This is a genomic window from Bacteroides sp. ZJ-18, assembly GCF_011038705.2.
Lineage (GTDB): Bacteria > Bacteroidota > Bacteroidia > Bacteroidales > Bacteroidaceae > Bacteroides > Bacteroides hominis.
Window position 1 is genome coordinate 1,788,227 of sequence record NZ_CP072198.1, and the last position, 25,581, is coordinate 1,813,807.

25 protein-coding genes and 1 pseudogene are annotated in these 25,581 nt (G+C 37.4%); 24 read left to right on the forward strand and 2 right to left on the reverse strand.

What is annotated here, in order from left to right:
- Positions 1-76: 76 nt before the first annotated feature.
- Complete coding sequence (locus G7Y45_RS07120) at positions 77-424, reverse strand: SH3 beta-barrel fold-containing protein (protein ID WP_165017950.1); 348 nt, start codon at positions 422-424, stop codon at positions 77-79.
- Between the two features lie 1,047 nt (positions 425-1,471).
- Between G7Y45_RS07120 and upgY the strand changes: the two genes are divergently transcribed.
- The 24 genes and pseudogenes from upgY to G7Y45_RS07240 form a co-directional block, all read left to right on the forward strand.
- A complete protein-coding gene (gene upgY / locus G7Y45_RS07125; protein ID WP_032531456.1) occupies positions 1,472-2,008 on the forward strand; it encodes a capsular polysaccharide transcription antiterminator UpgY in 537 nt (178 codons plus the stop codon).
- 19 nt (positions 2,009-2,027) lie between these two features.
- Positions 2,028-2,516: a UpxZ family transcription anti-terminator antagonist gene (locus G7Y45_RS07130; RefSeq protein WP_165167634.1), complete on the forward strand. Its 489-nt coding sequence runs from the start codon at positions 2,028-2,030 to the stop codon at positions 2,514-2,516.
- Between the two features lie 27 nt (positions 2,517-2,543).
- Positions 2,544-3,863 (forward strand): UDP binding domain-containing protein, encoded by a 1,320-nt coding sequence (locus G7Y45_RS07135; RefSeq protein WP_165016973.1) that lies wholly within the window; start codon positions 2,544-2,546, stop codon positions 3,861-3,863.
- Between the two features lie 8 nt (positions 3,864-3,871).
- The gene (locus tag G7Y45_RS07140; protein WP_122296992.1) at positions 3,872-4,930 is read left to right on the forward strand and encodes a GDP-mannose 4,6-dehydratase; all 1,059 of its coding nucleotides are present in this window, start codon (positions 3,872-3,874) and stop codon (positions 4,928-4,930) included.
- Between the two features lie 41 nt (positions 4,931-4,971).
- Complete coding sequence (locus G7Y45_RS07145; protein ID WP_122296993.1) at positions 4,972-5,388, forward strand: FdtA/QdtA family cupin domain-containing protein; 417 nt, start codon at positions 4,972-4,974, stop codon at positions 5,386-5,388.
- On the forward strand, positions 5,375-5,800 hold the full coding sequence (locus G7Y45_RS07150) for an FdtA/QdtA family cupin domain-containing protein (protein WP_032589217.1): 426 nt from the start codon (positions 5,375-5,377) through the stop codon (positions 5,798-5,800). Before G7Y45_RS07145 ends, G7Y45_RS07150 begins: the two co-directional genes overlap by 14 nt.
- 167 nt (positions 5,801-5,967) lie before the next feature.
- Positions 5,968-7,497, forward strand: coding sequence for a lipopolysaccharide biosynthesis protein (locus G7Y45_RS07155; RefSeq protein WP_122296994.1), 1,530 nt, complete (start codon positions 5,968-5,970; stop codon positions 7,495-7,497).
- Positions 7,494-8,480, forward strand: coding sequence for a glycosyltransferase (locus G7Y45_RS07160; protein WP_122296995.1), 987 nt, complete (start codon positions 7,494-7,496; stop codon positions 8,478-8,480). Before G7Y45_RS07155 ends, G7Y45_RS07160 begins: the two co-directional genes overlap by 4 nt.
- A 68-nt stretch (positions 8,481-8,548) precedes the next feature.
- Positions 8,549-9,784 (forward strand): acetyl-CoA carboxylase biotin carboxylase subunit family protein, encoded by a 1,236-nt coding sequence (locus tag G7Y45_RS07165; protein WP_165016971.1) that lies wholly within the window; start codon positions 8,549-8,551, stop codon positions 9,782-9,784.
- Complete coding sequence (locus G7Y45_RS07170; protein WP_122296997.1) at positions 9,781-10,899, forward strand: DegT/DnrJ/EryC1/StrS aminotransferase family protein; 1,119 nt, start codon at positions 9,781-9,783, stop codon at positions 10,897-10,899. Before G7Y45_RS07165 ends, G7Y45_RS07170 begins: the two co-directional genes overlap by 4 nt.
- Positions 10,900-10,912: 13 nt before the next feature.
- Positions 10,913-11,812 carry a glycosyltransferase gene (locus G7Y45_RS07175; RefSeq protein WP_165016968.1) on the forward strand — a complete coding sequence of 300 codons (900 nt, stop codon included), beginning with the start codon at positions 10,913-10,915 and terminating at the stop codon, positions 11,810-11,812.
- Positions 11,813-12,183: 371 nt separating this feature from the next.
- Positions 12,184-13,566 carry an O-antigen polysaccharide polymerase Wzy gene (wzy, locus tag G7Y45_RS07180; RefSeq protein WP_122296999.1) on the forward strand — a complete coding sequence of 461 codons (1,383 nt, stop codon included), beginning with the start codon at positions 12,184-12,186 and terminating at the stop codon, positions 13,564-13,566.
- Positions 13,563-14,168, forward strand: coding sequence for a serine O-acetyltransferase (locus G7Y45_RS07185; protein ID WP_122297000.1), 606 nt, complete (start codon positions 13,563-13,565; stop codon positions 14,166-14,168). The genes wzy and G7Y45_RS07185 overlap by 4 nt, the downstream gene beginning before the upstream one ends.
- Positions 14,146-15,231: a glycosyltransferase gene (locus G7Y45_RS07190; protein ID WP_122297001.1), complete on the forward strand. Its 1,086-nt coding sequence runs from the start codon at positions 14,146-14,148 to the stop codon at positions 15,229-15,231. Before G7Y45_RS07185 ends, G7Y45_RS07190 begins: the two co-directional genes overlap by 23 nt.
- Positions 15,231-16,058 (forward strand): glycosyltransferase family 2 protein, encoded by an 828-nt coding sequence (locus G7Y45_RS07195; protein WP_122297002.1) that lies wholly within the window; start codon positions 15,231-15,233, stop codon positions 16,056-16,058. The genes G7Y45_RS07190 and G7Y45_RS07195 overlap by 1 nt, the downstream gene beginning before the upstream one ends.
- 12 nt (positions 16,059-16,070) lie before the next feature.
- Positions 16,071-17,162 (forward strand): polysaccharide biosynthesis protein, encoded by a 1,092-nt coding sequence (locus G7Y45_RS07200; protein WP_122297003.1) that lies wholly within the window; start codon positions 16,071-16,073, stop codon positions 17,160-17,162.
- Between the two features lie 18 nt (positions 17,163-17,180).
- Complete coding sequence (locus G7Y45_RS07205; RefSeq protein WP_122297004.1) at positions 17,181-18,035, forward strand: sugar nucleotide-binding protein; 855 nt, start codon at positions 17,181-17,183, stop codon at positions 18,033-18,035.
- 1 nt (position 18,036) lies between these two features.
- Positions 18,037-19,035: an LPS biosynthesis protein gene (locus G7Y45_RS07210; protein WP_122297005.1), complete on the forward strand. Its 999-nt coding sequence runs from the start codon at positions 18,037-18,039 to the stop codon at positions 19,033-19,035.
- Between the two features lie 126 nt (positions 19,036-19,161).
- Positions 19,162-20,115: an NAD-dependent epimerase/dehydratase family protein gene (locus tag G7Y45_RS07215; protein WP_165016965.1), complete on the forward strand. Its 954-nt coding sequence runs from the start codon at positions 19,162-19,164 to the stop codon at positions 20,113-20,115.
- Between the two features lie 29 nt (positions 20,116-20,144).
- Entirely contained in the window at positions 20,145-21,092 is a 948-nt protein-coding gene (locus G7Y45_RS07220; protein WP_122297007.1) for a glycosyltransferase family 4 protein, read from the forward strand.
- A gap of 285 nt (positions 21,093-21,377) precedes the next feature.
- The gene (gene rfbA, locus G7Y45_RS07225; RefSeq protein ID WP_122297008.1) at positions 21,378-22,268 is read left to right on the forward strand and encodes a glucose-1-phosphate thymidylyltransferase RfbA; all 891 of its coding nucleotides are present in this window, start codon (positions 21,378-21,380) and stop codon (positions 22,266-22,268) included.
- Between the two features lie 286 nt (positions 22,269-22,554).
- Entirely contained in the window at positions 22,555-23,034 is a 480-nt protein-coding gene (locus tag G7Y45_RS07230) for an HU family DNA-binding protein (RefSeq protein WP_122130248.1), read from the forward strand.
- A 21-nt stretch (positions 23,035-23,055) separates the two neighbouring features.
- On the forward strand, positions 23,056-23,148 hold the full coding sequence (locus G7Y45_RS07235; RefSeq protein WP_005784981.1) for a smalltalk protein: 93 nt from the start codon (positions 23,056-23,058) through the stop codon (positions 23,146-23,148).
- 147 nt (positions 23,149-23,295) lie between these two features.
- Positions 23,296-24,483, forward strand: a pseudogene (locus G7Y45_RS07240) (AAA family ATPase); the annotation flags it as partial.
- Between the two features lie 95 nt (positions 24,484-24,578).
- On the opposite strand, the gene G7Y45_RS07245 reads toward G7Y45_RS07240, so the two are convergent.
- Positions 24,579-25,580 carry an aldo/keto reductase gene (locus G7Y45_RS07245; protein ID WP_165016962.1) on the reverse strand — a complete coding sequence of 334 codons (1,002 nt, stop codon included), beginning with the start codon at positions 25,578-25,580 and terminating at the stop codon, positions 24,579-24,581.
- Position 25,581: the final 1 nt, after the last annotated feature.

Below are 25,581 nucleotides of genomic sequence, written 5' to 3' on the forward strand. Positions count from 1 at the left end.
TAGAATATCAGAATCGATCCGTCGGTTAGGATGAATAATTATCTGTGGAAATCCGTGTAATCTGCGGTGTCCGCTTTTACACCACCGGCCTCCACTCTATGAAATTCTCCACTTGAAACGTCGTCCACCGCTGTTCGTCCACATTCCAGTACACCACCGCCCCCTCTACTTCTGTGGGATCATATTCCCTATGGAACTCCGCTTCGTAATAAATCAGTGTTGCTTTCGCCAGTTGGAAACTCCCGTTCTGTTTTCGGTAAGCCACTGCCGCATGTCCATATTGCATGTGATCCAATAACGCTTCCAGGCGTTCCGCCATCCATTCCGCACACGATTCGGTGTATCCTTTTTCGAAGACGATACGTCTTTCCCATTTTAGTCTCATGGCTTCACTTTGTGATGCCGGCCTTTTTTTTCGTTTCATACATATACGATTTTAAAGTTTATAAATTGTTTACGGCTCGAAGGTAGAGTGTTTGCCGATTAAGTTGGAGTATAATAATTCATGGTGTGTTTTCTTGTCTATTTTATGCCAATGGATTTATCTTGTAATGTTTCGTTCCAGATGGTGTTTATTTCCTTTAGAATGGTGCTGAGCTTCAATGGAATGAATATTCCGTTTCGAATATTCCCTAATAGTTTTTTGTCATTTATATATCGGGCTAACGCAATTTGTGATGTCTCCTTTTTTATACCCATTGCTCCATTTTGATAGAGTGTGATTAGTAGCTTTAAGCATTCGTAGTGTTTCAAAACAATCCCTTGTATGGGTTTCTCCTTTTTTCGTCCCCTGTTTGACTTAAGGCTTTTATTGTCAGATGTTTGCTTGTTGTCTGTTTTGTTTTTTTTGAGTTCCTTTTTTTTCTTCTTGTTGTTTGTTTTCGTAGTTCATACTCTTTTTAATTTTAGTGATTTTTATTTGTGTAAAATATGGCAAAGGTATGGACGAAAAATTTAGTAAACTTGCAAATACAGGATAAAATGTGGTGTTTGATTTTTATTGGAGTAGTAAGTTGTTGGGTTATAATGCAATAGCTTGATAAAATAGGGTTGTTTCAAAAGACGTTCGTTTATTTGAACGCAAAGATAAGGGGTATTTTCATAATAGCAAAATGTTTAATAAAAAAAATGATTTGTACTCTTGGTTCTCTATTTTAACATATTAATTGTTAGATAGATACCTATGAATAAAAATCTTTTTTTTATCTGTCTGCTTTTATGTTTTGATAATGAAAAAATGAATACAAAAATAGAGTTCAAATAAACGAACGTTTAAAAACACGTTTTTTTAGTGTAATTCGTTCGTCTATAGTTTCTTACCAGATAGGTAATGAGTAACTGCAAGAAACCGTGGCAAGAGAGTACAAAGCTTGCCGTATATTACATAAAGTACTCGCAAGTGATTGAATTTCAAGTATGTGAAAGAAGTTCAAAGCCCCGGGAGAATGTCCTTTTCTGAAATAATCGAATAATGGAAGTGGAGAAAGAGACTGAAATATGGTTCGCTATGCGTGCCACCTACCGTCGGGAGACTGACGCTATGCGGTTGCTTGCGAAAGAGAACTTGGGCTGTTTTGTTCCCATGCAATACAAGATAAGTATGAAGAAAGGAAAAAAAGTCCGTGTCTTGGTTCCTATCATTCACAATCTGATTTTTATTCATGCTTGTCCTTCCGAAGTGAAGCGTGTCAAGTCTATGGTTGCTTATTTACAGTATATCACCGATACCCGTAGCGGCAAGAAGATAATTATCCCCGACAATGAAATGCAGCGCTTCATCGCTGTAGCCGGCACCTACAGTGACCATCTCCTATACTTTCAACCCGATGAACTCAACCTGTCCAAAGGCACCAAAGTCCGTATTACGGGTGGTGACTTCGAGGGTCAGGAAGGTGTTTTCCTGAAAGTGAAAGGCGCCCGGGATCGTCGCGTGGTCATTGCTATACAAGGTGTCATAGCAGTTGCCATGGCCACCATTCATCCTGATCTTATAGAAGTAATCAAATAATTCATAATTCAAATTTATTATGACTCTTTCCGAAGAAGTAGCTTCCCTTCAGCGTGCCGCGCACGACCTGATGTATTTGGGCATGGACGGGAGTCCCATTTACAGCGATGACTTGTCCCGCCGTAACAATGAAGTTTACCGCTTGACCACAACATTGTATAATTCCGGTATCAAAGGTTCTACGGTTGAAGAGCAGGCCTCTGTCTGCCTCGCCCTCCTGATGGGCTACAACGCATCGTTCATCGACCACGGAGAAAAGCGCGGACATATCCAGAAGATATTGGATCGTTGCTGGGATATCCTCGATACTCTTCCCGCTTCGCTATTGAAGCTCCGCCTGCTTACTGCCTGCTATGGTGAGGTATTCGACGAGCCTTTGGCTGACGAAGCCCGTGCAATTATCGCTTCTTGGGATTCGGTATCACTTACTACTGAACAGCAAGAGGCTATCAACGAGTTTCAGACTGTGGTGGATAATCCTTATCCGTGGGAGTATGTTGAAGAATAAAGATTACTATTAAACCTAATTTTTTTCATGCGCGAATTTAATAATATAAAAATTGCCGTAGCCGGAACCGGTTATGTCGGGATGAGTATTGCCACTTTGCTGGCACAGCATCACGAAGTGGTGGCAGTCGATGTACTGCCTGAGAAAGTAGAGAAAATCAATCATAAGATTTCTCCCATTCAAGATGATTACATCGAACAATATATGGTCGAGAAACCGTTGCGTCTCTCAGCGACCCTTGATGGAACCGCAGCATACTCTAAAGCCGACTTTGTGGTTATTGCTGCTCCTACAAACTATGATTCGGTAAAGAACTACTTCGACACTCACCACATTGAGGATGTCATCGATCTTGTGCTCAGTGTCAATCCCGATGCTGTAATGGTCATCAAATCTACCATACCTGTAGGCTACTGTCGCAGTCTATACGTTAAGTATGCACAGCGAGGAGTCAAGCAGCTTAACTTGCTTTTCTCTCCCGAGTTTCTTCGCGAGAGCAAGGCACTTTACGATAATCTCTATCCCAGCCGCATCATTGTGGGGGTTCCCAAAATGATGAATGGTAATCAGTTTGATGCAGAAAACGAAGCTATCCGGACTATCGCTAATCTACCCATGCTTGAGCAAGCTGCTAAAACCTTTGCTGCCTTATTACAAGAAGGCGCTATAAAAGCGGGTATTCCAACTCTCTTTATGGGTATCAAGGAGGCTGAAGCTGTGAAACTTTTTGCTAACACATATTTGGCGCTACGTGTCAGTTATTTTAATGAACTCGATACTTATGCCGAAGTAAAAGGATTGGATGCACAATCCATCATAGAAGGTGTAGGACTTGACCCGCGCATTGGTACTCACTATAACAATCCCAGCTTCGGTTACGGTGGCTACTGTCTGCCCAAAGATACTAAGCAGTTGCTTGCCAACTATGCCGATGTACCTCAGAGTATGATCACAGCCATTGTAGAGAGCAACCGTACCCGCAAGGATTTCATTGCTGACCAAGTACTGCGAAAAGCCTGTTATTACACCTCTTCCAGCCAATGGGATGCTCAGAAAGAGCAGGATGTCACTGTAGGCGTCTTTCGCCTCACCATGAAATCCAACTCCGATAACTTCCGTCAGTCATCCATACAAGGTATTATGAAGCGTATCAAGGCTAAGGGTGCCCAGATTATTATCTATGAACCAACACTCGAAGACGGTACTTCTTTCTTTGGTAGTACCGTGGTAAATGACCTCGCTAAGTTCAAACAGATGAGCGATGCTATTATTGCTAATCGCTATGATGGTTGTTTAGATGATGTGGCAGACAAAGTATTCACCCGCGATATTTTTTGCAGAGACTAAATTTCCTTATGACCATATTAGTGACCGGCTCTGCCGGCTTTATAGGTTCTAATTTGGTGGAACGGCTTCTCACTACCGAGAACTCCATCCAGATTGTAGGCTTAGACAGCGTGAATGATTATTATGATGTTAGTATTAAGGAATATCGTTTGAATCGCTTGCAGCAGATTGCTGTTCGCTGTCCTGGGAATATATATACTTTTTTCAAGGGAAACCTTGCAGACAAAGCTCTTATTGACCGACTTTTTGCTGACTATCATTTTGATGTGGTGGTCAACCTTGCGGCACAGGCTGGTGTACGCTACAGCATCACCAATCCCGATGCCTATATTGAAAGTAATCTTATCGGCTTCTATCATATTCTTGAGGCCTGCCGTCATAGCTCTGACAATGGACAAAGGGGGGTGCAACATCTCGTGTATGCCTCTTCCAGTTCCGTTTATGGCAGTAACAAAAAGGTGCCATACTCTACTGACGACAAGGTCGATAATCCTGTCAGTCTTTATGCCGCTACCAAAAAGAGCAACGAATTGATGGCGCATGCCTATAGCAAGCTCTATAACATACCTTCCACCGGACTTCGTTTCTTCACTGTTTATGGACCTGCCGGTCGACCTGATATGGCTTACTTCGATTTCACCAATAAACTAATAAAAGGAGAAACCATTCAGATATTTAATTATGGTAACTGTAAACGTGATTTCACTTATGTCGATGACATTGTAGAAGGTATACAACGCATCATTCATGGAACTCCGCAACGCAAAGTTGGCAAAGATGGCCTTCCCGTGCCCCCGTATGCTATATATAATATTGGCAACAGTAATCCTGAAAACCTGCTCAACTTTGTAAAGATACTTCAAGAGGAACTTATTCGTGCTAAAGTTCTTTCCGAAGATTATGACTTCGAAGCCCACAAACAGCTAGTCCCCATGCAGCCAGGTGATGTACCTATCACTTATGCTGATACTTCTAATCTTGAGCGCGACTTCGGATTTAAACCCCACACATCATTGCGTGAAGGCTTGCGTAAGTTTGCTGAATGGTATAAAGAGTTTTATACTTAGATAGAAAGATAATAACTAATTATACTTAACAATAGATAATTGTGACTGTTGATAATACTAAAATTATAGAACTGCCCAAGTTTTTGGATGCAAGGGGAAATCTCTCTTTTGTAGAGCAGAACAATCATATCCCATTTGAGATTGAAAGAACTTATTGGATATATGATGTACCTGGAGGTGAGAGTCGTGGTGGTCATGCATTTAAAGATACAGAGGAGTTTATCATAGCTCTTTCAGGAAGCTTTAATGTAATAGTGGATGATGGCAAACGACGTAAGAACTTTATGCTTAATCGGTCATATTACGGTCTTTATATACCTAAAGGGCTTTGGCGGGAGATAGATAATTTTTCCACCAATTCTTTAGCCTTAGAGTTTGCTTCTACTAAATATAATCCTACAGATTATATTAGACATTATGATGAATATTTAAAGTTGAAAGACGATGAAAAAATATAGGACTTTTGATTGTTCAATAATTGAGCTAGACAGACATCATAGTGATCGCAAAGGAAACTTGTCTGTTGTTGAGAATGGTAGTACTTTACCATTTAATGTGAAACGAGTATATTACCTCTATGACGTTCCTGGTGGTGAATCGCGTGGTGCACATGCTCATAAAGATTTGAGCCAACTGATTATAGCTGCATCTGGTTCTTTTCGAGTTACTTTAGATGATGGAAAAGTAAAACGTTCCTTTTTTCTGAACCGCCCTTACCAAGGTTTGTATGTAAAACCTGGCATATGGAGAGATTTAGATGATTTTTCTTCTGGAGCCGTTTGTATGGTCTTAGCTTCAGATGTATATTTGAAAGAGGATTATATAAGATCTTATGACGATTTTTTGACTTTTAGAAATATTGAATTATAAATTATTAGTGTGATATTGCTTTAGAAATAAGTATCTGAAAACTACATTGTATAGGATAGTGGTAGATGAAACAGCTTGATACTAGTGCTAGTAAATTAGAATTACCAATTCGTACTTTGTACAGAGTTATGGAGGGAGAGTAATTCCTTAGCTTTCAATTTAGCATAATGAATAGTAAATCGAGAACTCAAAACAGTGTTAGAAATACCATATATGGTTTAATTGTTGTTTTACTTAATGTCATAATATCTTTTGCAACTAGGACTTTTCTCGTAAAATGTTTAGGTATCGAAGTTCTTGGTTTGAATGGTTTGTTTACAGAAGTGATAGCAATGATGTCGCTGGCTGAACTTGGCGTAGGTATGGCAATTGTGTACAGTTTGTATCAACCTCTTTATAAATCTGATTACAAGAAAATCAGTCAGTTAATGTCATTGTTTCGTTCTGCTTATTTATTTATTGCATTAGGAACATTTATCATCGGTATACTGATGTTGCCATTTATTCATTTACTTATTACTGATATTGATTATCCACTTATCTATATTAGATCCATTTTTTTCTTGTTTGTAATAAATACATCTTGTTCATATCTTTTCTCATATAAGACTGCCCTTCTCAATGCAGACCAAAAGCAATATATCGTTTCAATCTACACAGCTCTTATAAAACTACTCTTTTCAGGAATAATAATAGCACTTCTAATTATTACAAAAAATTATATTCTCTTTTTGGTTATAAATATTTTTCAGGTTGTTGTTGCGAATTTATTGGTTTCAAGATATGTTGATAATCACTATAGTTTCTTGAATTATGAAGAAAAACTTGAAAAATGTGAACGAAAGGAAGTATTTGAAAATATAAAAAATATTTTTATTAAGAAATTGTCAGGAGTAATAACTACTTCGACCGATAATATTTTAATATCGACTCTTGTTAGCACAATCCAAGTTGGATATTATAGTAACTACGTAATGCTTTTTTCCCCAATAAAGATATTTAGAAGTCAGTTGACGAATAGCATAACTGCAAGTATAGGAAATTTGTCTGTGTCCGAATCACCAGATAAATGTATTGTAGTATTAAAGCGTTTGACATTTTTGTACTTTGGATTTTCTTGTATTGTGTCTACTGTTTTGTTGGCAGTAAGTAATGTTTTTATTACTATCTGGTTGGGGAGTGAATTTGTAATGGGGACAGCAATTGTTTCTATAGCAATCCTCAATTTATTTCTTGATATTTGTGGTGTTCCATTGTGGCAATATCTAGAAGTTTCCGGACTGTTTCGGCAAGATAAAAACATTGCAATCTTGGGGAGCGTTGTCAATATTATAGTTTCTATAATTCTTGGTATAAAGATTGGCGTTGCGGGAATTTTTCTTGGTACAGTTTGCACACAGATAATTCAGTTTATATTAAAAACAAGACTCCTTTTTGACAAAAAATATAATTTATCTTCTACTTCTTACTTTTTAATGTTGTTAAAAGTTTTTTTAGGATTTTTGATCGCTTTTGTTGTTCAGATTTTTTTTATTAGTAAACTCTATTTTAATGATATATATACAGAATTGTTTGTGAAATTTATTCTAGCACTTAGTGAGTCTTTGTTGATTTGTTTTGTCTTGTTTAGAAATAGCTCAGAACTTTCATATTGTTTGGAATTAATTTGTTCATATTTTAAACGTAATAAGAAATGATGGTTAAGGTAATTGTTTGTATAACAACATATAATTTAGAAAAATATATATCCAAAGCTATAGACAGTGTATTGTGTCAAGTAACTAATTTTGATTTTAAAATTATTGTCGCTGATGACTGCTCAACAGATGGTACATTGAAAATACTCTTAGATTATAAAAAAACTTTTCCTGAAAAGATAGAAATACTTACAGCAGATAAGAACCAAGGGTCTTTAGCGAACTCTAATCGCTTGTTCGACGGAATCAAATGCGAATATTTATCATTCTTGGATGGAGATGATTACTGGACGAAGGAGACAAGATTACAGGAGCAAGTTGATTTTTTGGATAAGCATCCTAATTATTCAATGTGTGCAGGTAATACTCAGTATCTTATAGAAGAAGTTTTGGGAGATTTAGTTGTGCCTAAAAAGAAATTAAATAAGACTTTCTACTTCAGAGACTATCTTGAGGGTTCTATGCCTTTCTTACATACTTCATCAATTCTATTGAGAAACAATATTTTTGTGAATGGTATTCCACGATGTTACAAAGATGCTGTCGGTACGGTTGAAGAATGTGCATTGAGAGGGGAAGATTTCAGAAGGATATTACATCTTGAAAAAGGACCGGCTTTTGTAATGGGGGATGTAGTTTCAGTATATAGAATACACAAAAAAGGAATATGGCAAGGTAGTTCGATTATAAAACGAACAATAGAAACTACTATTAGTGCGTATTTTTACAATAAGTACTTTGGTAAAAGGTATGGAAAGGTATTTGAGAATAGGTTTCAACGAGCTTATGCTGTACTTTTACAGGCAATGCTAATAAATCAATCGTTTGCTTCTGGTTATTTCTTAAGTAATAAGGAAAGTATACTGTTTACTGGCTTGTTAAATGATATTTCTATTCAAAATCCAATATATAATAAAAGTGCTTCGAAAGCGAAAATGTTTTTTGTCTCATTTTTGCTGAAAATAATTAGGAGAGTCTGTTAATAAATAAATCAGATGAGACGCATGTTATGCTGATTGTGGTTGGTAATAATAGGAAAAATAGTATAATTATGAATAAATATTTCATTCTTTTGGGGAGTAATAAATTACTCTGGGGACAGGTTTGTCATCTTCATGAATTAGGTTTTAAGGTCATTGTTGTTGCTTGGAATAGTACTCCTGATATTGTCGGCGATTTGTTTATTCAGATGGACGTTAAGGATTCAGCAGGGATAATCAAAAAACTTGAGGAGCTTGGTTTTAAAGGAGAGGTTGCTGGTGCACTCTCAAGCATTGATCTTGCAGCTCCAACAGTGAATGCAATCAATGCGTGGTGTGGAAATAAAACTATGCCTGAGAAGTTCAATAAAGTTCTTTCAAAAAAAGAGATGAGAGATGCTTGGATGGCGGCAGGTGTATTTAATCGTATATCGAAGATGGATGATGAAATAACCTTGGATGAACTATATAAAGCATCACAGAAGATGAAACTGATCTGTAAACCAGATGTCTCTGCCAGCTCACGAGGTATAACAATTTTAGAGAAAGGACAAACCTGTGAAGCATTACAGGATGCACTTAATAAGGCAAAGGAAACTTCGTTCAATAACAAATGCCTTATTGAGGAATTCGTTGAGGGAGAGGAATTTACTGTTGATATGCTTGGCGATTCTTATGGAAATGTGAACTGTTATGGAAGTTCAATCCAATATCATTCCTTGTATGCACTAAAAAATCATGTGACGGTTATTCATCATTGGAATTCTAGAAAATATGATGATAAAACTTGGAAACGTATTGCTGACTTTGGTATCCAATGTTACAAAGCTCTTGGTTTGCATAGTATGTTTGGCCATCTTGAAATTATTATGAAAGAAGATGGTTCATTCACTCCAGTAGAAATGGGGGCTCGTTCTAGTGGGTTCATTTGTAGTCACACAGTGTGGAAAGCTTCAGGGCATGATTATTTAGGAGATTATATTAAAGTGTTACATGGTGAAAAAATTGAACCGGGTAATTACATGAATGGTACTAATTCTTCTATGTGGTTCGGTTATGATATTCCATCCAACTCTCGTTCTGTTAGTGCAACTGATATTACAAAATTTTTGGATACTCGTATTACGGTATTGTATGAGAATCATGAAGGTCTGAATATCGATAAAGATTACGGAGATTATATCAATGATGGTGACCGTGATAAATTAGGTTATGCTATTCTTTGTGGCCCACGTGATGTTTTGACATATGAGAGTATTCAGAAATCTAATGAAAGTTTTTTAAATAATTTTTTAGGTAGAAAATGAACAGGATACCATTTCTTTCTTTAAAAGATGTAACGGTTCTTCATGGAACTGAAATTAATGAGGCTATAAACCGCGTAGTTAGCAATGGTTGGTATCTTCAAGGTAAAGAAAATGAGATATTTGAGGAGAATTACTCGAAATTTATCGGAACGAAATACACGATTGGCTGTGCTAACGGGTTGGATGCACTTATTTGGATATTTCGTGCTTATATTGAGATGGGCATAATGCAAAAGGGTGACGAAGTTATAGTACCTGCGAATACTTATATAGCTACCATTCTGGCCATAACTGAAAACGGGCTGAAGCCGGTATTAGTAGAGCCGAAATTGACCTCTTTGCAAATTGATGATGACCAAATTGAAGCGGCTATCACATCTCGCACACGAGCTATTATTATTGTACACCTTTATGGCCGTTTGGCATGGACTGAAAAGATTGCAACTCTTTGTAAAAAGTACAATTTGAAGTTATTGGAAGATAATGCACAAGCTCATGGTTGCCTTGCTCCTGGTGGACGGATGACAGGCTCATTGGGTGATGCAGCTGGACATAGCTTTTATCCTGGTAAGAATTTGGGAGCTTTGGGAGATGGGGGCGCAGTTACAACGAACGATAAGGAATTGGCCGATGTTATCCGAGCTCTTGCGAACTATGGTAGTCAGAAAAAATATATCTTCAGATATACTGGAAGGAATAGTCGCTTAGATGAACTTCAAGCTGCCGTACTTGATGTGAAATTAAAGTATTTGGTAGAAGATAATGCGCATCGCAAGGATGTGGCAAAGTACTACATTGAGCATATTAGCAATCCACTTATCAAATTGCCTGATACGCTCCCTTATGAAAACAATGCTTTTCACTTATTCCCCATACTTTGTAAAAAACGTGATCTCCTGCAGCAATATCTCTCAGAAAACGGTGTAGACACCATAATTCATTATCCAATACCACCTCACAAGCAGGAGTGCTACAAAGAGTGGAACAATCTTGCATACCCTATAACTGAACAAATAGCTGATTATGAATTGAGTTTACCTATTGGTCCTACGATCACCACAGAGGAGGTACGGAAAATTGTTGAATTGGTAAATTATTTCCATATTAATATATAATTGTAATATGAATATGAGACAACCATTGGTTTCGATTAATATTACTACGTACAATAGTTCTAAATTCATTATTGAAACTCTTGAAAGTGCAAAGATGCAAACTTATCAGAATATTGAGCTGATAGTATCTGATGATAGCTCAGTAGATAATACAGTGGAGTTGTGTAGAAAATGGATTGAGAAAAACAGAGAACGCTTTGTCAGGTGTAAAGTTATCACTGTTGAGAAAAACACTGGTATAGCGGCCAATTGTAATAGGGCAATGAATGCGTCTAATGGAGAATGGATAAAAGAACTGGCAGGTGATGATATTTTTCTGCCTAACTGCGTGGAGGATAATATTAATTATGTTATGGCTCATCCTGAAATTAATATTCTTTTTAGCAACATGATTCATTTTAATGATACTTTTTGTCAACAGAACATAGTTAACAATGCTACTTTACATAAGAAGTTGAATATTTTTTTCTCTATGGGTTCAGAAGGACAACTAAAAATGATTATAAATGGTAATTTTTTGCCAGCTCCGACGCTTTTTCATAAAAATGGCTTTTTAAACTCTTTTGGTGGTTACAATGAGAATTATGGATATGAAGATTGGCCGATGTGGATAACTCTATTAGAGAAAGGAGAACGTTTGTATAGTTTTGGTGCAACCACAATAGCATATAGACATCATTTTGAAAGTTTATCAACACATAAAGATACATTGTTCAACATAAGACATATCAATTGGAGAATGGAAATAATGCGAGATATGTGTTTTAAATATTATACAAAAAATCGAATTTGTTTTGAAAAAATAGAATATCGTTTTAATTTAATTATCCTTAAGCTAAATCTTAATCATGCTAATTGTATAAGTACGATTTTATATAAATTTGTATTGAAGCTATTAGCCTTTTTAAAGTAGTATTTAAAATGTCTTATGATTGTATACGATTAAAATAAAACAACTGCATTAATAAGTTGATATAATATCTTTTAAGAAGTAAGAGGGAAATATATTTATACTTATCAAATAGAATTTTTGATACTATTCAGAGAGAAATCATTAGTTTATCTGTATTGGTAGTAGAGAGCATGAGTGATTTAAGAATCACTTAAAGTTATATCTTTAAGTTTTGACATCTGTTTTTATCTATTGGGGAAATTGGAAAGTACGTAATAAGTAAGATATTATCTAAATATGTAATGAGTGCCAATGGATACTTGTCTGAAAAGATATACCCCATGTTTTTAGATACTTATTTTGAGTAATAACCGGATGCAATATTTTGTATAATGAATTATATACTTTCGATTTTTTCATTTATTTTATATTATTGTGCACCTTCACAATATTCGTTTGAATTTAGTGTAGTGTGCTTGGTGATATTCTTAATTAATTCCTATCAATTAATACGAAATGATAGTAAAAAAATTGGCGTTATAAATTTTAATACTATATTTTTAGTGTCTTTTTTCTTATGCTCTTACGCATTTCCTGTATTTCTTTTACCTATCGGTGAGATTGGCTATTTTTATGAGACTACCGTCACAGGACTTGAAGAATATACGATAAATAAGACAACAGCTTTGAATACTTTTACAATATCAATATATACAATTGCTTACTTTTCATATAGAAGAAAAGAAATAAAGGAAGGGACAATAATTAGTCTTACCCCTAAGTTTTACAGAGTTTTAAGGGTATTACTCATAATTGTTTCTATTGCATTGATAGCTTCTATACAATTATTTTCACGTAGTAATAAAGAAGCGGTATCAGTGACAAGTAATCCATTTCTTTATGTACTATTTTATGTTTTGTTGACTATCTTTCTGGTGTCTGTTTTCACTCAAAGTAAAGGTTTGAATTTTCTTTTTATTACAATAGTACGGAAAAACTTATTTGTGTTAGGTTTGACATTTATAATAGTGTTACTTCATATGGTTGTTGGAGATCGCGGTCCTATTTTAACTATAGGATTAATTTTTATAGGAAGTTATGCTGTTTGCTACAAGAAAATTAAAACGAAGAATATATTCTTCCTCGCCTTAGCTGGTTTCTTTATTTTGGCTTTTATTGGAATAACGAGAGGTGGGGATTCTTCCATTAGATTATCTGGGTTCATGGGCGCTATAAAAAATACTAGTAATATTGTTTCGGGAAAAAGCCTATGGTTTTTATTTGAGGACTTTACTGGAAGATATATGGAAATCAATTGTGGTTATAAATATACCTTAGATTACGGGTATCTTTATCCTTGTAAGATCATACCTATTATATTCTCTCCTTTTCCATTAATACCATCATTGTTGAGCCACTTGTTCTATGGGGTACCGTTTGCAGATCTCAGTTCTGTAAAGGTGATTAACGAAACTTTATTTTCGGATAGAGATGGGTGGATGGGGACACATTGTGTAATTGATGCTTATATGTCATGGGGAATTATCGGAGTTATTATCATTTATGCTATTATAGGAAGAGTGTTTGCTTATATATCAAGTAATTCTAAGAGTAATATTCTTTTGTCTTCATTATATGTGATATTGCTTTCTTGTTCTTTATATATGCCTAGAGCAATATTCTTTGAGTTTTATCGACCTTTTTCGTGGGTGTTAATAATTTTTTATATACTTATTATGCTTTCCAATTCCCATGTTTACAGATATAAGTTATGATATTTAAACAATTTGATGATGTTTGTATTCCTATTCCTCGCACTCTGACTGATTGTATTGTTTTGATAAAAAGTGATATGTATCGTTATTGTGGTTATTCATCAAGGAGTAAAATTTGGAGAGAGGTTTTGATAAACCCATCTTTTGCTTTTGTGTTCTGGCTTAGGTTATCTTCTGTCCAGTGGATTGGTTATCCTGTTGCTAAAATGATAAAAACGTTAATTGGTCGAAAAAGAGGGTTGCAAATTTCAGAACATACCCCTATTGGATATGGATTTTATATTGCTCATGCTTTTGGTACTATAATTAATCCATCAGCAGTAATTGGTAACAATTGTACTATATCACAATTTACGACGATCGGTGCAATTGAAGGGAATGCTGCTGTCATTGGTAACAATGTATACATTGGTCCGTCAGTGTGCATTGTAGAAAATATAAAGGTAGGTAGTAATTCAACAATAGGTGCTGGTGCGGTGGTGGTGAAAAATGTACCAGATAATAGTACGGTGGGCGGAGTACCTGCAAAGGTGATTTCTTATAATCAACCAGCAAGATTGATAAATAATAGATTTCCATATGAAGATTGTATTTGTTATTAATTGTCTTAAGGTAGGAGGGGCGGCGAAAATGCTTAAGTATGTGGCGAACAAAGCTGTTGGAATATTCGACTCTGTAAGCGTCGTAGATATGTATGATGACTCGTACTCCAGCAAAGAATTGCACCATGATATAAAAGTAATAGGATTAGGGCTTGGTAGAGTAAATAGGTTCCAAAGGCAATTTATACTTGTTTCTTCACTTAAAAGATGTCTTGTAGAAGAAAAACCTAATTATGTATGTTCGTTTATTGGGCATGTAAATGTTATAGCTAGATTGGCTACTTTAGGAATGAAAAACATTACATTTATATCGGCAGAAAGAGGTGATCCGTTTACACAAACTTATTTTTGGAAGCTGATAACCAAGTGGGCATATCGCAAAAGCGATTATTGTTTTTTTCAATTGGAGGGTGCCCGTGATTTTTTTGATATTGAGACGAGAGAAAGAAGTTTTGTGATACCGAATCCATTTATTCTGTCAGATTTTGTGGAACCCTATAAAGGAGAAAGAAATAAAACTATAGTAAGCGCCGGCCGATTTGCACCGGAAAAATGTTATGATGTGCTTATAAATGCTTTTGCCAATGTAAATAAAATCCATCCAGATTACAAATTGATTCTATATGGTGAAGGACCACTTTTGGACGATTATAAACAACAAGCTCAACAGTTACACATTGAAAACAAAGTTGATTTTCCGGGATATGTGGGCTCTGTGGCTGCTACAGTTCGTAAAGAAGGTATCTTTGTACTATCGTCTTATTATGAGGGAATTCCGAATTCTTTGATAGAAGCCATGTCTGTAGGAATCCCATGTGTTGCAACAAATTGTACACCCGGTGGCCCAAGATTCTTAACTAAGAATGGTGAAAGAGGAATTTTGATTCCTATAAAAGATGTGAATGCAATGACCACTAGTCTCTTGACAATGATAGAAGATAAGGAGTTAGCTAATCACTATGGTGAGAAAGGTTTAGAAGTGATTGAGGATTTGCAAGAATCAAAAATTTCGAGAATGTGGGAAAATGCCTTCCACTATATTATCAATAAACAATTATCATAATGAATAGGGTCTCAGTAATCATTCCTGTTTACAATAGTGAGAAAACGATAGAGCAGGTATTGTTATCTGTGGTTAAACAGACAGCAATATCGGAAATCTTGGAAGTCATCGTCGTGGATGATGGTTCAAGAGATACATCTGCTATTGTAATACAAGCTTTTATAAAAGCTCATCCAGAGTTGCATATTCGTTATATTAAACAAGAAAATGGTGGTGCATCAGCTGCCAGAAATCATGGGATGAAGGAGGCTAATGGCGAATTTATAGCTTTGCTGGATTCGGATGATTTATGGTTGCCCAATAAAATAGAACGTCAGTTAGAGGTTATCGACCAAAATCCGGAAATAGTTTTCTTGGGAACATCGTATGTTCTTGGTACAGATAAGAAGGAAGTTCCTTTAGTGCTGTATGGAAAAGCCATAAATACATTATTTAAAGCTACATTAAAGGATATTTATTGGAAGCACTTTCCTGTAACTCCATCTGTGATATTCCGCCGCAGCGCAATTAATACCATAGGTTATTTTGATGAAACGCAAAAATACGGAGAAGATATCAATTATTTTCAAAAATTCTGCATTCATTTCAATTACTATTATCTTCCAGAATATCTTCTACACATAGCTTTTAACAAAACATATTTTGGCTCAGAAGGATTATCATCCAATTTTAAGGGTATGCATGAAGGAGGGTTAAAAAACTTGAGAGAGCTGAAGAATGGAGGTTATTTCAGTGTATCCAAGTATTTGTGTTATCGTGCCTATTTTCAGCTGAAGTACTGGAGGCGAATAATAATAAGAATTTTAAATAGAATGAATTATAAATAAATTATTAGTGTTATGTCGATTTTTAAAGATAAAGTATTGTTGATTACAGGTGGTACTGGTTCATTTGGTAACATGGTGTTAAATCGTTTTCTCAATTCGGATATCAGAGAAATTCGTATTTTTTCGCGAGATGAAAAAAAACAAGATGATATGCGGCATCATCTTCAGACTCAGTATTCAGAACAAGCAAACAAAGTGAAATTTTACATTGGTGATGTTCGTAATCGACAAAGTCTCGATATTGCAATGCGTGGTGGTGTAGACTACATTTTTGCAGCTGCTGCATTGAAACAAGTGCCTTCTTGCGAGTTTTTTCCGACACAGGCTGTGGAAACTAACATTATAGGGACAAACAATGTGTTGGAATCGGCCATAGCTCATGGAGTAAAGAATATCGTTGTACTTTCAACAGATAAGGCTGCATATCCTATTAATGCAATGGGTATCTCAAAGGCAATGATGGAGAAGGTAGCTATTGCTAAAGCTCGTCAGCTAGGGCAAAATGCACAGACAACCATCTGTTGTACTCGTTATGGCAACGTTATGGCAAGCCGTGGCTCGGTGATACCTTTATGGGTTGATCAAATGATTGAAGGTAAACCTATCACAATTACTGATCCGAATATGACACGTTTCATGATGACTCTCAATGACGCTGTTGACCTTGTAATCTATGCATTTGAGCATGGCCATAATGGCGATCTCTTTGTCCAGAAAGCACCTGCTGCTACACTAGATGTATTAGCAGAGGCTTTGAAACAGATCTATACACAAGTTGACTCTAAGTATGGTGAGACTGAAGTGAAAATAATTGGAACTCGCCACGGGGAAAAGCTTTATGAAACTCTAGTGACTCGTGAAGAAATGGCACGTGCTATAGATATGGGGGCATATTATTGTATCCCTTGTGATGCTCGCGATTTGAACTATGACAAGGTAGAAGGCGGTAATCCTGAGATTGACAAAATGGAAGAGTATCATTCTCATAACACGCATCGCTTATCTGTTGAAGATATGAAAAAACTTCTCTATAAACTTACTTTCATTCGTGAAGATCTTGGATTGCAGCCAAGAGCTCATGCCAAAGAAATCCGCTCTGAGTAATTTAAACAACCTGTAAAAATGAAATTTTTTATTTTAGGATGTAACGGTATGGCTGGTCATATCATTTCATTATACCTTAAGGAACAAGGCCATTTGGTTGTAGGTTTTGCCAGAAGTAAATCTACATTTGTGGACACAATTATAGGAGATGCCTTTGATACAGAATTTATCTATAAGAATATTATAGAAGGTAAGTATGATACTGTTGTAAACTGCATTGGAGTACTGAACCAGTTTGCGGAAAATGATAAAGCAGCTGCATCGTTCCTGAACGGATGTTTTCCACACTTTTTGATTAAGGCCACAGAAGGAACCAACACGCAAGTCATCCATTTGAGCACAGACTGCGTGTTTTCCGGTAAAACTGGACCTTACACAGAATCATCATTTCCTGATGGAGAAACTTTCTACGACCGTTCCAAAGCTCTTGGTGAGATTAGTGATAGCAAGAATCTTACTCTTCGGAGCTCTATCGTAGGACCAGACATCAAACAGGAAGGAATCGGTCTACTTAACTGGTTTATGCAGCAAAAAGGCGAAGTAAATGGATTCATACATGCTATGTGGACAGGGCAGACAACCCTCCAACTTGCAAAAACTATAGAAACAGCAGCTATAGAAAGAGTTAATGGTCTTATTAATATGGTTCCTGCCACTAATATTTCCAAATATGAGCTATTAAAGCTATTCAATCACTATTTGCGTAATAATGAACTCATAATCCATCCAGTGAAAGGGATTGTAGTTGACAAGACTTTGGTAAGGACTAATATAGATTTTAACTATCAGATACCGGATTACAGTAGTATGATCCGTGAGATGGCAGAATGGATGCGGGCACACAAAAAGTTGTATCCTCATTATAATTTGTAAAATGGTTGATTTAAAAGGAAAGAAAATACTGATGTTCTCACCTTATGGTGCAACTAAGCACTATGGTGAGGCTATAAATGAAGAGTTAATTAATAGAGGAGCAATAGTGAAGGGGTATGATGAACGCCCTTCGCAAAAAGCTTTTACCAAGATTGTGATACGTCTTTTCAAAAAGAAAGTGCCCAAAATCTTTAATAATTATATCAATCGAGTCATAGCAGATAATAAGGATATTGCTTTTGATTATATCTTAATTTGTAGAGGAGAAGCGTTTACTCCTTACACGATAGTGCTGTTAAGAGATGCCTTCCCAAACGCCAAAATAGTGCTTTATTTGTGGGATATTCTCCGTTGTGCAGATGTTAAAGATATTATTCGTAAATGTGATAAGGCAATGTCTTTTGATCCTCAAGATGTGGAAGAAAATGAAGGCTTAGAGTTCAGACCTACATTTTATGTTAAGGAGTATACTAAGGTAAAAGAACTAACTTCAAAGAAATATGATTGTATTTTTATTGGGACTTTACACAGCAATCGACATAAACAAATATCATTTTTGGAGAAATCGTTAAAGGCGCAAGGTATTAATCTATATTCATACCTATATATCCCTAGTTTATTAGTATATATAAAAGATTTCATCTTTAAATTTCCTTATATTAATATCAAGAAAGTTCATTTTAATCCAATTTCTTTAGGAGGAACTATAGAAGTTCTTAATGACTCTAAATCGGTACTTGATATAAATTATACTGCTCAGAAAAGTCTTTCAACAAGAGCTTATGAGGCAATGGCCGCAAGAAGGAAATATATTACGACTAATTATGAGATAAGAAATTATGATTTTTATAATCCTCAAAATATTGCTGTTATTGATTTAAAAGATCCGAAACTTCCAAAAGGATTTTTTAATTCTCCTTTCATCCCTGTACACGAGAGTTTTTTCAGAAAATACTCTGTGGAAGGCCTCGTAGATGATTTATTTGCTGATTTCATATGATTTACAAGAATTAGTAGTTAAGTACTTAAATCTTGTTGATAGTTGCAGAAATGTATGAAAATGCCAAAGTCGACTACGAGATATTGAGAAGTAAAATAGTTTAAAGATGAATATTTACAAAAAGGTATGAATATACTTATTACTGGTGTTCACGGATTTGTGGGTTCCAACCTTGTTTTGGTGTTAAAAGATTATTGCGATATTTATGGTTTGGATATTATTGCACCTGAGAAAGAAGGGGTAGTGAAAACTTTTACATGGGAAGATATTGGACCGGAATCTTTTCCAATGCAGAATCTGCCACAGTATGATATTATTATTCATTTGGCGGGCAAAGCTCATGATACGAAGAATCAATCGTCAGCACAGGAGTATTTTAATATAAATACCGCCCTAACTCAGAAGATATTTGATTTTTTCTTGGAATCATCAGCAAAGAAGTTTATTTTTTTCAGCTCGGTGAAGGCTGTTGCGGATACTGTAGTAGGGGAGGTGTTGAGGGAAGATGTGATACCGACTCCGATAGGACCTTATGGTGAGAGCAAGATACGAGCAGAAGAATACATTCAAAAACATCTGTCTAAAGATAAGCGGGTTTATATTCTTCGTCCTTGTATGATTCATGGGCCAGGCAATAAAGGAAATTTGAATCTACTATACAATGTAGTAAAGAAAGGAATTCCATGGCCATTGGGTGATTTTGAGAATCGGCGGTCGTTTACTTCGATAGATAATCTTTGCGCGGTAATTGATGGGCTGTTGACGAAAGATGTTCCTTCGGGAATTTATCACATGGCGGATGATGAAGCACTTTCGACCAATGAGCTAATTGCAACGATGTGTGAAGCAATGGGGAGAGAGCCGCATATATGGAGGTTGAATAAAGGGCTTATGGAGGGATGTGCTGGACTGGGAACATTATTACATCTACCTTTGAATACGGAACGTCTGCGGAAGTTGACCGAGAACTATGTGGTGAGTAATGAAAAGATAAAGAAGGCACTGGGGATGGAAAAGATGCCGATTACAGCGAGAGAAGGACTGGTGAAAACAGTAAAGTCATTTGAATGTACGATTTGATGATTGACTATTTATAATTGAACTGATTAATGTATTATATTATCATCTTAGTTCTGCTGTTCGTAGCAGAACTTTTTTATTTTAGAGTGGCTGATAAATGTAATATTATCGACAAGCCTAATCAACGTAGTAGCCATACACGAATCACCTTGCGGGGTGGGGGAATTATCTTCTACTTCGGGGCATTGGCTTTCTTTTTAGCGAATCCATTAGAATACCCTTGGTTTATAGTTGCTCTGACGCTTATCACATTTATTAGCTTTGTGGACGACATTCGTTCTACTTCTCAACTTCTACGGTTGGTGTTCCACTTTACGGCAATGGCATTGATGTTTTACCAATGGAGATTGTTTTCACTACCTTTGTGGACGATAATAGTGGCACTTATTGTATGCACTGGTATAATCAATGCATACAACTTCATGGATGGCATCAATGGGATTACGGGAGGGTATTCGCTGGTGGTGCTTGCGGCTTTGGCGTATATAAATAAGGAGATAGTGCCCGGGTTTGTGAATCAGGATTTAATAGTGACTGTGCTTTGTGCAGTACTGGTGTTCAACTTCTTCAACTTCCGAAAGAAGGCAAAATGCTTTGCGGGAGATGTAGGGTCGGTGAGTATTGCATTTATTATTCTGTTTCTGATAGGGAAGTTGATTATTGAAACGGAGAATTTTAGTTGGATGATTCTGTTGGTGGTGTACGGAGTGGATAGTGTGCTGACGATCGTTCACAGGGTGATGCTGCATGAAAACATCGGGCAACCGCACCGGAAGCACTTATATCAGATTATGGCGAATGAGTTGAAAGTACCTCATGTGGTAGTGTCTTCTATCTATATGGTGACGCAGGGGGGGATTATTGCTGGCTACTTCTATTGCCAGGCGTATGGGTATTGGTATTTGCTGGGGAGTATCTTTGTGTTGAGCAGCGTGTATGGGCTCTTTATGAGGAAGTACTTCAAATTACACATCTAATTTTTAAACTCTCCTTTCGTTCGATAATGATTATCGCTGTGACAACTGCTGTTGCAGGCACATTGAGAATTTTTGAAGTATGCAAGAGCAAGATGTTCTCAGAACGGATCATCGCTCTGAGAAAGTCGTTCAACTGATCTCTGAACTTTATTGGATAGAATCGGATTATAGGATTCACTTAATGAATATTAACAATAACTTAATTTTTAATCAATAATATAATTCAATGTGGGTTACAATATCTTTGAGGGTATTATAGCCATACAGTGAGTATTTATACGAATAATGAAAGGAATTGTTTTAGCCGGAGGTTCAGGCACACGTCTCTACCCCATCACCAAAGGAGTAAGCAAACAACTGCTGCCCGTTTTCGACAAGCCAATGATTTATTACCCCATCTCAGTGCTGATGCTGGCGGGGATACGCAAAATACTAATCATTTCTACTCCCACCGATTTGCCCGGCTTCAAAAGGCTATTAGGTGACGGTTCCGACTTCGGCATTCATTTTGAATACGCAGAGCAACCCTCACCCGACGGCTTGGCACAAGCATTTATCATAGGCAAAGAGTTCATCGGAAACGACTCCGTCTGCTTGGTATTAGGAGACAACATCTTCCATGGTCCCGGATTTACTAAAATGCTTAAAGAAGCCGTCCGAACAGCCGAAGAAGACCGGAAAGCAACCGTTTTTGGCTATTGGGTGTGCGATCCGGAGCGATATGGAGTCGCCGAATTTGACCCATCAGGCAACGTACTTCAAATAGAAGAAAAACCCAAAAATCCTAAATCCAACTACGCCGTAGTTGGGCTCTACTTCTACCCCCATAAAGTTGTAAAAGTAGCACAGAGCATTCAGCCTTCTCTTCGTGGAGAATTGGAAATAACAACCGTCAACCAGCAGTTTCTTGACGACAAAGAATTGAAAGTACAACTTTTAGGTCGTGGCTTCGCTTGGCTGGATACCGGCACACACGACTCTCTATCTGAAGCTTCCACCTTCATCGAAGTAATCGAGAAGCGCCAAGGTTTAAAAATAGCTTGCCTGGAAGGGATCGCTTTCAGACAAGGCTGGATCGCAGCAGACAAACTCCGAGAACTGGCACGCCCCATGCTGAAAAACCAATATGGGCAATATTTATTAAAGGTTATAGACGAATTAGACAAGGAGCGATGAATGCAATAGAAACGGGCATCGAAAGATTAGTCATCATCGAATCCCGACTTTTTAAACGAAAATTGGGAAAGAGTTAAAGAGTACGCTGAAAAGGCTAATGTCTGAGAATGATATTAGCCTTTTTTATTTCCTGAGAATGTGATACTTATAACTTTCCCTGAGGGATCGGTTCCGGATGCCCTGTTTTCCTTTGTTATCTTCCTGTAAATGTTCACCTTTGTGGCGTTGATCAACGAAATGTGAATAAAATCAGTAGTAATAACATGAAGAAAAGGAGATTAGGAATATGACTTTATTTTATAAAGCAGTGCAATCGACCATGGCAACTAAGGCCGGTGACAAGAAGTGGCATTTGAATCTGGTGAAGATAGGTAAAACGGTGTCCACCCAGCAACTGGCAGAGATGATTGCGGAGAAGTCGTCATTGACCCCGGGTGATGTACATAATGTGGTCCGGAACTTAATGACGGCAATGCGCAGCGAGTTATTGAACAGTAAGACGGTACGCCTGGAAGGGTTGGGTACTTTTACGATGAAGGCGCGTAGCCGGGGGAGGGGAGTAGACAAAGAGGAGGATGTCAATCCGAACCAGGTGGGAGCTCTTCTCTGTCACTTCACACCGGAATATACCCGGCCTGCCGCTATTGGCACTACCCGTGCTTTGCTTCAGGGTGTTGAGTTTCAGAAGATAGGCAGTATCGGCACTTCGGGCGGTAATGGCTCTGGAAATGGTGATGGAGACATTGTGGATGATCCGACTGCATAATAAGTTTAATCAGATAAACAGATGAAGAAGAATAGCTGGAATATCCTTTTAAAGGTGATCATAGCTGTGGCAAGCGCCATTGCCGGAGTGATAGGAGGGCAGGGACTGCTCTGATAACTGACCGATCGTTTTGGTTGAAAAAATAAATGTCGGTATCTGTTCGGAGGAATGGATACCGGCATTTATTATTATGGTTAGCAAAACCGATAATTAAGAATAATCTTGTATATTTGTGAGTGAAACGATTAATAGAAATGTGTTATGGCTAAACTTTACCCGATTGGGATACAGAACTTTGAGAAAATACGTAGGGAAGGCTATCTTTATATAGATAAGACTGCATTAGTCTGTAGATTGGTAAAAACGGGTTCATATTATTTCCTGAGCCGTCCCCGTCGCTTTGGCAAGAGTCTGCTGATATCTACTCTTGAAGCTTATTTTCAAGGGAAAAAGGACTTGTTTCGTGGTTTGGCTATGGAGGAGTTGGAGAAAGATTGGATAAAATATCCGATTTTACATTTGGATCTGAACACGGAAAAGTATGATACGCCCGAAAGCCTGGATCGGATATTGAACGATACGTTGGCTAAATGGGAAATGGTGTACGGGACTGCTCCTTCTGAAACTTCTATTCCTCTGCGTTTCAAGGGTATTGTACAGCGTGCCTGTGAACAGTCGGGGCAGCGGGTGGTGATTTTGATTGATGAATATGATAAACCGATGTTGCAGGCTATCGGTAATGAGGAGTTGGGAGAGAAGTATCGTGATACACTGAAAGGTTTTTATTCTGTGCTGAAAACGATGGACGGGTATATCCGCTTTGCCCTTTTGACGGGAGTTACCAAGTTTGGTAAGGTAAGTGTGTTTAGTGACCTGAATAATCTGAACGATATCTCCATGGACGAACCTTATGTGGAGTTGTGTGGAATTACAGAAAAGGAAATCCATCATTATCTGGAACCGGAAATTCGTCAGTTGGCGAAATATCAAAAGATGTCGTACGAAGATGCTTGCCGGGAGTTGAAGGAACGGTATGATGGTTATCATTTCACGGAAAATTCTATTGGTTTATATAATCCGTTCAGTATACTGAATACTTTTTATAAGATGAAGTTTGGCAGTTACTGGTTCGAAACAGGTACTCCGTCTTATTTGGTAAAACTTTTACTGCGTGATAAATATGACTTGCAACAGCTGGCGCACGATGAGGCGACATCAGATATGCTGAATTGCATAGATTCTACTTCGAAGAATCCTCTGCCGGTGATTTATCAGAGTGGCTATCTGACGATAAAAGGGTATGATGAACGTTTTGATATCTACCATCTGGGATTTCCCAATCGGGAAGTAGAGGAAGGATTTATCAGGTATTTACTTCCTTTTTATGCAAATATTGATAAAGGACAAACAGGGTTTCATATAACCAGATTCGTTTCTGAAGTCAAGGAATATTGATTGTTGGGTCGTGGATTGACTCTAAATTCCACATGATAATTTGAATATTACACATCTGTGTGATCTGTTAATCTGTGCTGAAAAAGAGTTTATTGAAGAATGCTCCCGATACGTTGCAGCTCGTCCGGACTGAACTTACAGTTTTCCGTCGCTTTCAGGTTGTCTGCCAGTTGACTGACGGAACTGGCGCCGATAATGACGGAGGTTACCAGATCATCTTTCAATACCCAGGCTAATGCCATTTCGGCTAAGGTTTGTCCGCGACTGCCTGCCACTTCATTCAATGCTTTGATTTTATTTAATACTTGATCGGTCAGTTGTTCTTTTTTCAGGAAACCTCCGCGGGCTATCCTTGAATCTTCAGGAATTCCATTTAGATACCGGTTGGTGAGCAGACCTTGAGCCAGAGGAGAAAAGGCGATAAAGCCGGTACCGTTCTCTTGGGCTTGCCGGAGGATACCTTGTGCTTCCGGTTCACGGTTAAACAGGTTATATCGTCCCTGATAGAGGAGACAATGCACGTCTCGCTCTTCCAGATATCGGTAGGCAAACTCTGCTTTTTCTTTGGGGTATTTGGAAATACCGATGTAGAGGGCCTTACCTTGCCGGACAATGTCGACGAGTGCCTGAAGAGTTTCTTCAAGTGGAGTTTCGGGATCGTAACGGTGGGTATAGAAAATATCTACATATTCCAGATTCATGCGTTTTAAACTCTGGTTGAGACTGCTCATCAGATATTTTCGGGAGCCCCAGTTCCCGTAAGGACCTTCCCACATATCATGTCCGGCTTTGGTGGATATGAATAGCTCATCACGATAGGGCATAAAGGATTTCTTCATGATTAGCCCGAATGTCTCCTCGGCTGAGCCATAAGAGGGACCGTAGTTATTAGCCAGGTCGAAATGTGTGATGCCTTTGTCGAATGCAAAGTGAGCCATTCGAAGGCTATTGGCTAATGTATCTACATCACCGAAGTTATGCCAGAGGCCCAGGGAAACTTCCGGTAACAGTATACCGCTTTTGCCACAACGGCGATACTTCATTCCACCGGAGTATCTCGCCTTATCTGCTGAATAAATAGGATTGATCATA

What these genes read in the sequence shown, in the direction of transcription:
- G7Y45_RS07120 (WP_165017950.1), bottom strand. Translation starts at nt 424, where the DNA reads ATGAAACGAAAAAAAAGGCCGGCATCACAAAGTGAAGCCATGAGACTA.
- upgY (WP_032531456.1), top strand. Translation starts at nt 1,472, where the DNA reads ATGGAAGTGGAGAAAGAGACTGAAATATGGTTCGCTATGCGTGCCACC.
- G7Y45_RS07130 (WP_165167634.1), top strand. Translation starts at nt 2,028, where the DNA reads ATGACTCTTTCCGAAGAAGTAGCTTCCCTTCAGCGTGCCGCGCACGAC.
- G7Y45_RS07135 (WP_165016973.1), top strand. Translation starts at nt 2,544, where the DNA reads ATGCGCGAATTTAATAATATAAAAATTGCCGTAGCCGGAACCGGTTAT.
- G7Y45_RS07140 (WP_122296992.1), top strand. Translation starts at nt 3,872, where the DNA reads ATGACCATATTAGTGACCGGCTCTGCCGGCTTTATAGGTTCTAATTTG.
- G7Y45_RS07150 (WP_032589217.1), top strand. Translation starts at nt 5,375, where the DNA reads ATGAAAAAATATAGGACTTTTGATTGTTCAATAATTGAGCTAGACAGA.
- G7Y45_RS07155 (WP_122296994.1), top strand. Translation starts at nt 5,968, where the DNA reads ATGAATAGTAAATCGAGAACTCAAAACAGTGTTAGAAATACCATATAT.
- G7Y45_RS07160 (WP_122296995.1), top strand. Translation starts at nt 7,494, where the DNA reads ATGATGGTTAAGGTAATTGTTTGTATAACAACATATAATTTAGAAAAA.
- G7Y45_RS07165 (WP_165016971.1), top strand. Translation starts at nt 8,549, where the DNA reads ATGAATAAATATTTCATTCTTTTGGGGAGTAATAAATTACTCTGGGGA.
- G7Y45_RS07170 (WP_122296997.1), top strand. Translation starts at nt 9,781, where the DNA reads ATGAACAGGATACCATTTCTTTCTTTAAAAGATGTAACGGTTCTTCAT.
- G7Y45_RS07175 (WP_165016968.1), top strand. Translation starts at nt 10,913, where the DNA reads ATGAGACAACCATTGGTTTCGATTAATATTACTACGTACAATAGTTCT.
- wzy (WP_122296999.1), top strand. Translation starts at nt 12,184, where the DNA reads ATGAATTATATACTTTCGATTTTTTCATTTATTTTATATTATTGTGCA.
- G7Y45_RS07185 (WP_122297000.1), top strand. Translation starts at nt 13,563, where the DNA reads ATGATATTTAAACAATTTGATGATGTTTGTATTCCTATTCCTCGCACT.
- G7Y45_RS07190 (WP_122297001.1), top strand. Translation starts at nt 14,146, where the DNA reads ATGAAGATTGTATTTGTTATTAATTGTCTTAAGGTAGGAGGGGCGGCG.
- G7Y45_RS07195 (WP_122297002.1), top strand. Translation starts at nt 15,231, where the DNA reads ATGAATAGGGTCTCAGTAATCATTCCTGTTTACAATAGTGAGAAAACG.
- G7Y45_RS07200 (WP_122297003.1), top strand. Translation starts at nt 16,071, where the DNA reads ATGTCGATTTTTAAAGATAAAGTATTGTTGATTACAGGTGGTACTGGT.
- G7Y45_RS07205 (WP_122297004.1), top strand. Translation starts at nt 17,181, where the DNA reads ATGAAATTTTTTATTTTAGGATGTAACGGTATGGCTGGTCATATCATT.
- G7Y45_RS07210 (WP_122297005.1), top strand. Translation starts at nt 18,037, where the DNA reads ATGGTTGATTTAAAAGGAAAGAAAATACTGATGTTCTCACCTTATGGT.
- G7Y45_RS07215 (WP_165016965.1), top strand. Translation starts at nt 19,162, where the DNA reads ATGAATATACTTATTACTGGTGTTCACGGATTTGTGGGTTCCAACCTT.
- G7Y45_RS07220 (WP_122297007.1), top strand. Translation starts at nt 20,145, where the DNA reads ATGTATTATATTATCATCTTAGTTCTGCTGTTCGTAGCAGAACTTTTT.
- rfbA (WP_122297008.1), top strand. Translation starts at nt 21,378, where the DNA reads ATGAAAGGAATTGTTTTAGCCGGAGGTTCAGGCACACGTCTCTACCCC.
- G7Y45_RS07230 (WP_122130248.1), top strand. Translation starts at nt 22,555, where the DNA reads ATGACTTTATTTTATAAAGCAGTGCAATCGACCATGGCAACTAAGGCC.
- G7Y45_RS07235 (WP_005784981.1), top strand. Translation starts at nt 23,056, where the DNA reads ATGAAGAAGAATAGCTGGAATATCCTTTTAAAGGTGATCATAGCTGTG.
- G7Y45_RS07245 (WP_165016962.1), bottom strand. Translation starts at nt 25,580, where the DNA reads ATGATCAATCCTATTTATTCAGCAGATAAGGCGAGATACTCCGGTGGA.